Here is an 11,623-nt window from a genome sequence, read left to right on the forward strand (position 1 = left end):
CACTCAGTCGCGGCGCCGGACGGGTGTCCGGTCGTGCCCGGTGACCAGGCCGACGGCGCCGCCGACGAGCCCGGCGAGCAGCGGCCCCACCAGCACGGTGAGCCCCAGCGCCGCCCACTGGTAGCCGGTGAGGTCGCCGAGTGCGCCGTCGAGTGCCGTGGGCAGGATGCCGACGACCACACCGGCGAGGGTCCCGGTCGCCGCGACCGCCACCGCCTGGGTGGCGGTGAACCGTCGGAGCAGCCCCGGTGCCGCGCCCATGGCGGTCACGGTGGCGAGGTCCCGCCGCGATTCGCCGGCGGCGAGGAGCACGACCAGCAGCACGGTGCCGAGGGTGAGCGCCCAGGTGAACACCACGGGCACGGCGAAGAGCAGGGCCTCCGCGCCGTCGACCGAGGGGGTCGAGACACTGATGAAGGAGGGGGTGGACGCCCGCAGGCTGATCTCCGCCGCCTTCAGGACGCCGAGCGGCCGGTCCCGGACGAAACCGCTGCCCTCGAAGACCGTCTGCAGCCCGGCCTGCTCCGCCATCTCCGGGGACACGGCGATCCCGCCGTGACCGCCGAGCGCGGGCAGGACGACCGCGGGCAGGTAGAGGCTGTCGGTCCGGGCGGGGATGCCCCCGGACCGGGAGGCGGCGGAACGGAAACCGTCGTCGTCGGGGGTCGGCACCGCGCCGTGCAGGACATCCCCGTCGCCGGGCCGGATGTCGAGGCGCACCTTCCCGTCGTGGACGAGGGCGGGGTCGCCGACGACCGCGGTGCCGGCGGCGAGCAGGTCCCGGGCCCGCCGGACATCGGCGGTGGTCACGCCGTCGTAGAGGTCGAGGGCGTCCCCGTCGGTGACGAGGAGCGGACCCCAGCCGACCTCCTCCCACCGTGGCGAGGAGGTGGACTTCCCGGTGGCGGACGCCGCGGCGGGCAGTCGTCCGGAGATGTTCCGGTCACCCGGGACGGTGCCCGCGTACAGGTCCACCCGGTGGTCGGCGCCGATGTACCCCGCGGCGCGGTCGAGGTCGTCGGTGTAGGCGTCACTGTCGCCGACCGCCGAGCCGCCGAGGTTCGCGGACGCGGTGACGACCGTGTCCTTCAGCGCGGTCTCCCGGGCGGTGAACTCCCCGGAGGGGTAACCGAGCAGCAACGTGGCCAGCAGCGTCACTCCGGACACGGCGGCGACGGCGGGGACGCAGCGGTGGTGGTTGCGGGTGTTGTCGCGGACCGCCAGGCGGGCGGCGGCGGGCAGCCGGGACCCCGCCAGACCGGTCAACCGCACGACGAGGCCCGCGGAGCAGATGACCCCGAGGACCATCAGGGCGATGCCGAAGGCGCGCCCCGTGTCATCGTGGGACGGCGGGGACAGCCACACGCCGAGGACGATCAACGGCAGACCGAGGAACGTGCGGATCCGCCACGGCGGAATGACCGTCGCCGACCCGTCGGCGAGGGCCTTCACCGGATCCTCCCGGCCCGCGCGGATCGCGGGGACCAGCGCGGCGGTCACCCCGCACAGCACGGCGACAGGCACGACGAGAGCCGCGACATCCCAGGCCCAGGCGTAACCGCCGGTCGAGAACACCCTGATCCCCAGTGCCCCGACCGCCACGGAGAGGACGAGGCCGACGGCGGACCCGAGGACGCCGACGAGCAGTCCCTCGGCGAGCATGACACGGCGCAGCTGCGACGGCGTCCCGCCGTTGGTGGCCAGCAGGGCGAGTTCGTGGCGGAGCCGGCGGGCGGAGACCGCGAACACCGGGGCGATGACCGCGGAGATGAGGGCGAGCGCGGCGACGGCCAGGGCGGCCAGGAGGAGCAGACCGCCGAGCGCGTCACCGTAGTAGTTGGCTCCCTCGGTCAGCGCGGTGAGGTCGAAATCCTCCCAGGGGACGAGGTGCTTCTCGGCCCGGTTGAGGCTCCCGGAGAAATAGACGTCGCCGCCGGTCTCCACATCCGCGTCGTCGACCGCGGACTGCAGCCCCTCATCATCGGGCAGGTACCAGGACAGGTCCACCGGGCCGTCCGGGCGCAGGTCGGCGGCATTGGCCGTCACCCCGACGTCGGAGCCGCCGTGGATGACGTCACTGACGGTCAGGTCGGTGCCGTCGGACGTGGTGACCGTGTCCCCGGGGGAGACGTCCAGCACGTAGGCGGCCTGCTCGTCGAGCACCGTGGTGCCGGGGGCGACCGACGGATACGCGTGACCGTCAGGACCGGTGGGGGTGTGCAGGGCCCGCATGCTCGTGGTGGAACTGCGGTCACCGGCGGTGACGGTGGTGCGGCCGCGTTCGGCGAGCACCATGCTGTCGGCGCCGCGGCCGAACTCGTCGTGGAGCCGGGCGGACTGGGCGGTGGCGTCCGGCAGCCGGGCGCTGTCGTTGAAGACGATGGAGGAGCGGCCGTTGACCGGGTCGGCGAGGACGGCGCGCTGGTCGGCCTCCTTCACCGAGCAGAACCCGACGATGAGCGCGACCGGCAGGGCGAACAGCAGCAGGGCGACCAGGGTCCGGGCCCGGTGCCGGGACAGGTCGCGCCGGGCGAGGCGCAGCAGGGGTGCGGAACGCATGTCAGGCACCTCCCAGCACGGCACCGTCACGCAGGTGGACCGTGCGGTCGGCGACGGCGGCGAAGCGGGGTTCGTGGGTGACCAGCAGTCCGGCGGCCCCGTCGCGGATCCGGGAGCGCAGCAGGTCCAGCACCGATTCGGCGGTCGCCGAGTCGAGGGCGCCGGTGGGTTCGTCGGCGAGGATGAGGTGGCGGTCGCCGATGAGTCCGCGGGCGATGGCGATGCGTTGGGCCTGACCGCCGGAGACCTCGGCGGGGAACCGGTCGGCGAGATCCTCCAGTCCGAGTTCGGCGAGGGCGGCCAGTGCCCGGCGGCGGGCGGTGCGGCGTCCGACGTGGTCGAGTTCGAGCGGCAGGGTGATGTTCTCCGCCACGGTGAGGGTGGGGATGAGGTTGTAGTCCTGGAAGACATAGCCGACGTGGCGCCGGCGGACCTCCGCACGCCGTGTCGCGGACAGCGCGGACACGTCCACCCCGCCGATCCGGACGGTGCCGGAGGTGGGGGAGTCCAGCGTGCCGGCGATGTTGAGCAGCGTCGACTTCCCGGACCCGGAGGGGCCCATCACCGCCACCAGTTCGCCGGGCTCGACGATCAGTGAGACATCGTCGAGGGCGGTGACCGTGGTCGGCCCGTCGCGGTGGACGCGACTGACGTGGTCGAGCTGCAGCGCCGGTGCGGTGGAGACCGGGGAGTTGCTGAGCTGCTGCGGGGACAGGGGAGAGGTGGTGTTGGGGCGGGTCATGGCTCAGTCCTCCGGGGTGGTGGGTGCGGGCGGCAGGGTCTCGATGTGGTCGAGCCAGCGGATCTGTGACTCCAGGTCGAAGATGCGTCGTTCGAGCAGGAGCCGGTCGGCACTGCGGACGGCCGGGGTGGCGGCCTTCTCTGTCGTCAGGGTGCGCAGTTCGTCGAGGGTGGCGAGGCGTTGCCGGTGGATCAGCAGGGTGAGGTCCTCGGGCAGCTGCCCGGGCGGGGAACTGGCGGCCATGGCGGTCTTGATGACGAGGTCGTCGCGGTCGTTGCGGGGTGGCAGGACGGGCGCCTCCCACCAGTCCCGCAGTTCGGCGAGTCCGGCGGCGGTGGGGGCGAAGAGGTCGGTGTGGCGCCCGGACTGTCCCGCTTCCGTGCCGGTGACCTCGACGAGACCGTCGCGGGTGAGCCGTTGGACGGTCTGGTACACCTGGCCGACGTTGACCGGCCAGGTGTGGCCGGTGCGTTCTTCGAAGGTGCTGCGCAGATGGCCGACGCTCGCGGGTGCCTCCGCCAGCAGGCTGAGCAGTGCGAATTTGATGGACATGTGGCTCGTCTCTGTTGCTTACCCGGTAAGTTGTGCTAGAGATTACCGGGTAAGTTACCGAGTAAGCAAGTGTGGGAGGAACACAAGGGAACCCTCGATCCCGACCACGTGACGGTCCTGCCCTCCTGCCGATGACGGCCGCGGTGCCACGACTTTGCGCCGATAAATCCGGCATTCCCTGCCACGGGATGCCGGATTTGTCGGCGCAGAGTCCGGAGACGGAGGGTGCCGGTCAATCGGCCGGGCCTTCGGGACATGATGCGTCAACATTATGCGTTCTCAACCGAGGCTGCCGACATGAAACCTGCAGGTGAAAGGGATTTCGGCGTTCCGTAGGACGCGCTACAGCACGCATAATGTTGAGGGCCGACCGGGAAAGTCCGGCCAAGACCGAGCAGCCCAAGGCCGGGCAGTGCAGGCCGGGCCCTACTCTCGCCCCTGCTCCAGCCCCTCGACCAGCTTCTCGTGCACGATGCGCTGCACGTCGGCGTCCGACGGCATGTCGTTGTGCAGCACCCGGCCCGCGCCGAGATCCTGCACGTACTCGTTGGTGACGGTCGCGTCCTCACCGGTGTCCGGCCCGAGGAAACCGGACTCCGGCGGCACCACCGTCGTGTCCACCTTCGTCACCAGGCACGTGTACCGCACCCCCGGCCGGATCTCCGGGGACGACGCGATGTCGCGCAGCAGCGGGGAGCCGACAACCTGCTGCATCCCGGCGACACCCATCAAGCGCACCACCGTCTGCTCCGCCACCTTCGCCGCCAGCCCGTTGGCGGTGATGAGGGACGCCAGCTGCGCATTCGTCGTCGTCCCGTGGTGCGGGGCGGAGAGCGTGACCAGATGGTGCACCCGGTCGGCGAAGTCCAGCTCATTGACCAGGTAACGCGCCAGCAGGCCGCCCTGCGAATGGCCGACGATGTCCACCTTCGCCGCACCTGTCGCCGCGAGAACCTGGTCGATGTAGGCGGCCACGTCCCGGGCGGACTGCCGGAACTCCGCGGTGCCGTGGTGACCGTAGTCCGGGGCGAAGACGACGAAACCGTCGTCGCGCAGCAGGGTGACGAGATCCTGCCACACCGTCTTCGAGGAGATGGTGCCGTGGATGAGCACCACCGGGTACGGCCGCCAGGCGTCCGGCCGGGCCCACCACAGATCGTCGACATAGCCGGCGAAACTCTGCCGCGCACCGACCGGCACGGCGTCCTGCCCCGCCGGATGGGGCGCGAGCTTGACCAGCCGGGAGGTGAAACCGAGGGTGTTGCGCAGCCCGTCGGAGAAGGACGCCAGCTGCTCCGACCAGGAGTGCTGGACCGGGTCGGCGCTCTCGGCCGCCGCGGCGGCGGTGAGGGCGTCGACGAACGTCGAGAGGTCCTCCGGTTCGTTCTCCGGCTTATTCGGCGACACGGTGGGTTACTCGCTCACCCCGGCGACACCCTGCGCCCGCAGTCCGGCACGGATCTTCTCCGCGGCGGCGTCCATCTGGGCCGGGTCCGTGTCATCCATCCCCATGATGTTCGACAGGTTGTAGCCCGACATGTCGGCGGCGGGGAAGACGTGGATGTGGGTGTGGGGGACCTCGAATCCGGCGATGAGGTAGCCGGCGCGCGGGGCGCCGAAACCGTCGACGACGGCCTTGCCGACCTGCTGGGCGACCTCGTTGAGATGCAGCCACAGGTCAGCGGGCACATCGGTCCACCTGTCGATCTCCTCGACCGGGACGACGAGGGTGTGCCCGTAGGCGATCGGTTCGATGGTGAGGAACGCGGCGACGGTCTCGTCCCGGTAGACGAAACGGCCCGGCAGCTCGCCGGCGATGATCTTGCTGAACACGGTAGTCATGGCCCCGATGGTAGCCGGTATCATCAGGGGCCATGCGCACACTCGTCATCGGCAACGGAGCCCGCGAACACGCCCTGGCCTACTCCCTCTCGCAGGATCCGGAGGTGACGGAGGTGCACGTCGCCCCCGGTAACCCCGGGATGGCGGGGGTCGCCACCCTGCACCCCGGCGTCAAGGGGGAGGACGCCGCCGCGGTCCTCACCCTCGCCGGTGAACTCGCCGCGGACCTCGTGGTCATCGGCCCGGAGATCCCGCTGGTCGCCGGGGTTGCCGATGCACTGCGGGACGCCGGGTTCGCGGTCTTCGGCCCGTCGGCGGACGCCGCCCGGATCGAGGGGTCGAAGGCCTTCGCCAAGGGCGTGATGGCGGCCGCCGGCGTCCGCACCGCCCACGCCGAGCAGGTCGGCCCGGGAGCCTCCGACGCCGAGATCGAGGCCGCCGTCGACCGGTTCGGCCCCACGTGGGTCGTCAAGGACGACGGTCTGGCCGGCGGCAAGGGCGTCGTCGTCACCCCCGACCGGGCCGCCGCGGTCCAGCACGTCCACGACGTGCACGCCGCCGGGAACCCGGTGCTGCTGGAGAGCTTCCTCGACGGCCCGGAGGTCTCGCTGTTCTGCCTGGTCGACGGTGAGACGGTTGTCCCGCTGCTGCCCGCCCAGGACCACAAGCGGGTGCGTGACAACGACGAGGGCCCGAACACCGGCGGGATGGGCGCGTACACGCCGCTGCCGTGGCTGCCCGCCGACGGGGTGCAGCGCATCGTCGACGAGGTCTGCGTCCCCGTCGCCCGTCAGATGGTGAAGGACGGCTGCCCGTTCTCCGGCCTGCTGTACGCGGGCCTGGCCTGGGGTGCGGACGGCCCGGCGGTCGTCGAGTTCAACTGCCGGTTCGGCGACCCGGAGACCCAGGCGGTGCTCGATCTGCTGAAGACCCCGCTGGGCGGCGTCCTCAACGCGGTGGCGACCGGCACGCTCGACCAGCTGCCGCCGCTGGAGTGGGAGGACGGTTACGCGGTGACCGTCGTCCTCGCCGCGGAGGGTTACCCGGAGAAGCCGGTGACCGGGGTGGCGATCTCCGGTGTCGCCGCCGGTGACGAGAGGCGTGGTGTGCGTGCCGCCGGTGTCGCGGAGAAGGACGGTGCACTGGTCTCCTCCGGCGGTCGGGTGCTCAACGTCATCGGCACGGGGGCGACGCTCGAGGCGGCCCGCGAGGCCGCCTACGCCGAGCTCGCCACCATCGACCTGCCGGGCGGTCACTACCGCACGGACATCGGGCTCGCCGCGGTCGAGGGTCGCATCAGTATCCCGGAGTAACGCGCGCCGGGCCAGGGACCTGCTGCCCGTCGCTCCACGATAGGCTGGACCGGTGACTGTCAGAGCTTTCTCCCGTACCCGCCGAGCCCGCCGTACCGTGCGCACCGTCGCCGCGGCACTGGCGGCGACCGGTCTGCTGTCCGGCGCCGTGGCCTGCGGCTCCGATGACGGCGACGACAGCAGCAGTACCGGCGCCGCCGGTGGCGACAGTTCCACCGCGCCGTCGTCGGCGGCGTCCGGCGATCCGTCGGATCTCATGCTCCAGAAGGCGGACGCCCCCGCCGGCTACGGCTGGAACAACGTCGCCGACGTCTTCGACGAGGATGACGACTCGGTCTCCGATTTCATGTCGCAACTGCGCGAGACCGGCGGCGACACGGTCGACCCGGCCGAGTGCAGCGGGATCGTCCCCGACGAGAACGCCCTGCTCCTGGAACTCCACGACCACCCGGACACGACCGCGGTGACCGAGTTCCTGCCGCACGACGACAACGACCGGACAGTCATCGACGGACTGGTCTCCACCGCCCACGACGCCGCGGACCAGGTCCCCGACGACCTCTCACGCTGCGCGACCTTCACCCGGACCTCCTCCCTGGATCCCTCGAAGCCCCCGGTCACCTACCATGCGCAGGCCTCCGACGGAGCCGTCGTCGGGGCGCAGGACGTGCACGTCATCACGGTCGTCGAGGAGGACCCGGCGTCCCCGGACAACGCCTCCGACCCGGTGATCATCGTCACCGGCACCGCCGAGGGGGTGTTCTTCCGGGTCAGCGCGGTCGGACTGAAGGAACCGCAGATCCTGCTGGACCTCGCGGACCGCCAGGTCGCCCGCATCACCGGTCAGCCGGCGACGAAGTAACAAGAAGAGAGCAGCATGTTCGGCAGGAAGAAACAGCGGAAGACCCGTCGGGAATGGCAGGACGCGCCCGACCCCGGCAAGGACGAGGTCGCCCCCGACTCCCACGCGGAACCGCGCCAGGTGACCTCGGTCGTCCAGCGCGTGCTCGCCGAGGCCGGCTGTCCCGCCGCACCGTCGGGGGCCTCGGAGGTCCGCACCGCCACGGGACCCTTCGAGGTCACCGTGGCGGTCGACGTCGCCCCGCTCGCCTTCTCTGTCGACGCCCTGTGGACCGGCGAACTGCCCGCCACCGACCGCTCGGTGCTGCACGCCCTCAACGAGTGGAACGCGGGACACACCGTGCAGCGGGTCCACGCCGAACTCGACGGGCGCGGCACGCTGCGGGTCCGGGCGGATTCGGTGCTCACCGCCGGCGCCGGGGTGACCGTCCGGCAGCTCGACGAATGGGTCCGCCGCGCGCTGGCGGGCCTGTCCTCGCTGGCGGAGTTTCTCGCCGCGCAGTGGCCGGACGTCCACGCACCGTTCCCGGAGGCGGACGATGTCTCCACGGGAATGGGCGCCTACACCGGTGACCTGCGCCTGCTCGTCACCCCGGGGAACCGTTACGGCCTGGCGGGCGGCCCGACCCCCGCTGTGTCGCTGGACCGGATGGCGGCGTGCCTTACCGCGGACGGGGTGCGGACCACCGCGACCCGCGAGGAGGGGGCGTCCGGACGCCGCGGGAACGGCTGGCTACGTCCTACCGGCCCTGACGGTGGGCCGGGAACCGGTGCGGACATCGCACTGCACGACGGCGCGTTGAGCGTCACCGCCGGCGCGGCCCTCGGGGAGATCGACGGGCCGACCGCCGACTGGGTGATGTCGCTGTGCGGCGCGACGAATGTGCTGCCCGGCGGTGTCGTCGCCGTGCTCGGCACAGCTGCCGGCGCCGGTGCGACCCTCACCTGCGCCCTGCACCGCCCGGTCGGGTCCGGTCTGTCGGAGGCGCAGCTCGCCGAAGTCCTGCACCACGACCGGGACCTGGTGTGGCGCCGGTACCGTGAACTGGGCGCGGAGATCACGGGGGAGACCGGTGCCTGAGGGGCATGTGATCCACCGGCTGGCGCACGGCCTGAGCGCACAGTTCGCCGGTCGGCCGGTGGCGGTGAGCTCGCCGCAGGGCCGGTTCGCCGACCAGGCCGCCGCCCTCGACGGCATGGTGCTCGCCGGGGCCGAGGCCTGGGGCAAGCACCTGTTCATCCACTTCGGCGGGGAGGACCGGCCGGATCCGCGCATCGTCCACATCCATCTGGGGCTCATCGGCACGCTGCGGTTCGAGCCGTTGGCGCCGCCGCACGGTCAGGTCCGGCTGCGGATCGCGGACGCAGAGGTCGCCGCCGACCTGCGCGGACCGCAACGGTGCGTGCTCATCGATCCGCAGGCGGAGGACGCCGCGGTGGCGAAGCTCGGACCGGACCCGCTGCTCCCCGTCGGTGGCGGGACCGCGGCCGGCCGGCTCAACGAGGGCAAGCTGGCGACGGCACTGGCGAAGACCCGTCGGTCGTCGAAGCCGGTGGGGGCACTGCTCATGGACCAGGGGCTGTACGCCGGGGTCGGCAGTATCTACCGCACCGAGGTGCTGTTCCGGCTCGGGATCGACCCGCGGCGTCCGGGGAAGGCGTTGTCCGCGGCGGAGCTCGACGCGGTCTGGGCGGACCTCGTCGGGCTGATGGCCGACGGCGAGGAGAAGGGGCGCATCGACACGGTGCGTCCGGAACACACGCCGGAGGCGATGGGGCGTCCGCCGCGCAGGGACGACCACGGGGGAGAGGTGTACGTCTACCGGCGCGCCGGGCAGCCGTGCCTGGTGTGCGGGACGCCGGTGGAGGTCGGGGAGCTGGCGGGCCGGAAAGTCTACTGGTGTCCGACGTGCCAGCGGGGTTGAGCTGACCCACCCCCGCGCATAGATTTGTGAGAGATAACACACTATTGTGTGGTCCGACATTTCTTGACCGGTCAAGTGCGTCCCGCCCGTGTCCGGTCTTCCATCCGACACCCACGGAGCGTCCATGTACCAACCTGACCTCGCCCCGGTCGCGGACAACACCTTCCTGTCCGCCCTGGTGGCCCTGCTCCCGCTGCTGACGGTCTTCGTCGGCCTCGGCCTGCTGCGCTGGAAGGCGCACTGGGCCGGGCTCGCCGCCCTCGCGGTCTCACTGCTCGTCGCGGCCCTCGTCTACGACATGCCCGTCGACCTTGCCGGACTGTCCGCCACCCAGGGAGCGGTCTTCGGACTCTTCCCGATCATGTGGATCGTCATCGCGGCCATCTGGTTCTACGAGATCACCGTGCAGTCCGGCAGATTCGAGGACCTGCGCGCCGTCATCGACAACATCTCCGACGACCCCCGCATCCAGGCGGTCCTCATCGCCTTCTGCTTCGGCGGCATGCTCGAGGCGCTCGCCGGATTCGGCGCTCCGCTGGCGATCACCGGCGTGATGCTGCTGGCCGTCGGCTTTCCACGGATGCGCGCCGCCGTCGCCGTCCTCGTCGCCAACACGGCCCCGGTCGCCTTCGGCGCCATCGCCACCCCGGTGATCACCGCCGGCAACCTCACCGGCATCGACTACGAGCACATCGGTGCGATCATCGGCCGGCAGACCCCCTTCATCGCACTGCTCGTCCCGATGTTCCTCTGCCTCATCGTCGGCGGACTCCGCGGTCTGAAGGAGTGCCTGCCGGTCGCCCTCGTCATCGGCGCGGTGTTCGCTGTCGCCCAGTTCGTGGCGTCCAACTGGATCTCGGTGGAACTCACCGACATCATCTCCTCGCTCTGCGGACTGGCCGCCGCGGTCATCATGCTGCGGTTCTGGCAACCGAAGGGGACGGCGGAGGCCCGCCGGAAACTCGGGATGGAGCGCGAGGAGGAGGACGCCGCGGCGTCCGACGAGAACGCGGAGATCGCCGCTGCCGCCGCACAGGGACGCGACACCGACCGGGAACTCACCGGCGGCCGCGTGTTCATGGCACTGTTCCCGTACCTGCTGGTCGTGGCACTGTTCTGCCTGGCCAAGCTGTGGACGCCGCTGAAGGACCTCCTCGCCGACACGGACGTCAGCATCTCCTGGCCGGGTCTGGACGGCAACATCCTCACCGCCGACGGCGAGACCTCGGGGGCGACGGTGTTCGACTTCCAGTGGCTGTCGAGCCCGGGCACTCTGCTGCTTATCGCGGGCGTGATCGTGGCGCTGGTCTACCGCTACCCGCTGACCAGTGCGGCGAAACTGTACGTGACGAACGTCGTCAAGATGCGCTGGACGATACTCACCGTCGTCTCGGTGCTGTCGCTGGCGTACGTGATGAACCAGTCCGGGCAGACCATCACGGTCGGCACGTGGATCGCCGGTGCGGGGGCGGCCTTCGCCTTCTTCTCCCCGGTGCTCGGCTGGCTGGGGACCGCGGTCACCGGCTCGGACACCTCCGCCAACGCCCTGTTCGCCACGCTGCAGCAGACCGCGGCGGAGGGTGCGGGTCTGGATCCGGCACTGATGGTGGCGTCCAACACCTCCGGAGGTGTGATGGCGAAGCTGGTCAGCCCGCAGAACCTCGCGATCGTCGCCACGGCGGTGGGGCTGGTGGGGAAGGAGTCCGTGCTGCTGCGCAAGGTCGTCGGCTGGAGTGCCGGCATGCTCGTGGCGCTGTGTCTGCTCAACGGACTGCAGTCGGACATATTAGAAGGTACGCTGCCCTGAGGTCAGGCAAGGCGTACCATAG

General features: G+C 71.2%; 10 protein-coding genes. 5 read left to right on the top strand and 5 right to left on the bottom strand.

The features are described 5' to 3' along the window. Positions 1–3: 3 nt before the first annotated feature. The 5 genes from FSW06_RS12495 to FSW06_RS12515 all read right to left on the bottom strand — a co-directional run bounded on the left by FSW06_RS12495 (position 4) and on the right by FSW06_RS12515 (position 5,695). On the bottom strand, positions 4–2,559 hold the full coding sequence (locus FSW06_RS12495) for an FtsX-like permease family protein (RefSeq protein WP_010120042.1): 2,556 nt from the start codon (positions 2,557–2,559) through the stop codon (positions 4–6). Between the two features lies 1 nt (position 2,560). After that, positions 2,561–3,301 carry an ABC transporter ATP-binding protein gene (locus FSW06_RS12500; protein ID WP_010120041.1) on the bottom strand — a complete coding sequence of 247 codons (741 nt, stop codon included), beginning with the start codon at positions 3,299–3,301 and terminating at the stop codon, positions 2,561–2,563. A 3-nt stretch (positions 3,302–3,304) separates the two neighbouring features. After that, on the bottom strand, positions 3,305–3,853 hold the full coding sequence (locus FSW06_RS12505; RefSeq protein ID WP_010120040.1) for a PadR family transcriptional regulator: 549 nt from the start codon (positions 3,851–3,853) through the stop codon (positions 3,305–3,307). Between the two features lie 426 nt (positions 3,854–4,279). Next, a complete protein-coding gene (locus FSW06_RS12510; RefSeq protein ID WP_010120039.1) occupies positions 4,280–5,260 on the bottom strand; it encodes an esterase/lipase family protein in 981 nt (326 codons plus the stop codon). A 6-nt stretch (positions 5,261–5,266) separates the two neighbouring features. Next, complete coding sequence (locus FSW06_RS12515; protein WP_010120038.1) at positions 5,267–5,695, bottom strand: HIT family protein; 429 nt, start codon at positions 5,693–5,695, stop codon at positions 5,267–5,269. 32 nt (positions 5,696–5,727) lie between these two features. On the opposite strand from FSW06_RS12515, the gene purD reads away from it, so the two are divergent. From purD to FSW06_RS12540, 5 genes are all read left to right on the top strand, one after another. After that, a complete protein-coding gene (gene purD, locus FSW06_RS12520; RefSeq protein ID WP_010120037.1) occupies positions 5,728–7,008 on the top strand; it encodes a phosphoribosylamine--glycine ligase in 1,281 nt (426 codons plus the stop codon). Positions 7,009–7,060: 52 nt separating this feature from the next. Continuing rightward, positions 7,061–7,870: a hypothetical protein gene (locus FSW06_RS12525; protein ID WP_139024439.1), complete on the top strand. Its 810-nt coding sequence runs from the start codon at positions 7,061–7,063 to the stop codon at positions 7,868–7,870. Between the two features lie 15 nt (positions 7,871–7,885). Further along, positions 7,886–8,950 (top strand): YbjN domain-containing protein, encoded by a 1,065-nt coding sequence (locus tag FSW06_RS12530; RefSeq protein ID WP_010120035.1) that lies wholly within the window; start codon positions 7,886–7,888, stop codon positions 8,948–8,950. Beyond that, a complete protein-coding gene (locus FSW06_RS12535; protein ID WP_029449341.1) occupies positions 8,943–9,794 on the top strand; it encodes an Fpg/Nei family DNA glycosylase in 852 nt (283 codons plus the stop codon). The genes FSW06_RS12530 and FSW06_RS12535 overlap by 8 nt, the downstream gene beginning before the upstream one ends. Before the next feature lie 124 nt (positions 9,795–9,918). Then, complete coding sequence (locus tag FSW06_RS12540) at positions 9,919–11,601, top strand: L-lactate permease (RefSeq protein ID WP_010120033.1); 1,683 nt, start codon at positions 9,919–9,921, stop codon at positions 11,599–11,601. Positions 11,602–11,623 lie beyond the last annotated feature (22 nt).

The sequence above is a fragment of the Corynebacterium nuruki S6-4 genome (assembly GCF_007970465.1).
Taxonomy (GTDB): Bacteria; Actinomycetota; Actinomycetes; order Mycobacteriales; family Mycobacteriaceae; genus Corynebacterium; species Corynebacterium nuruki.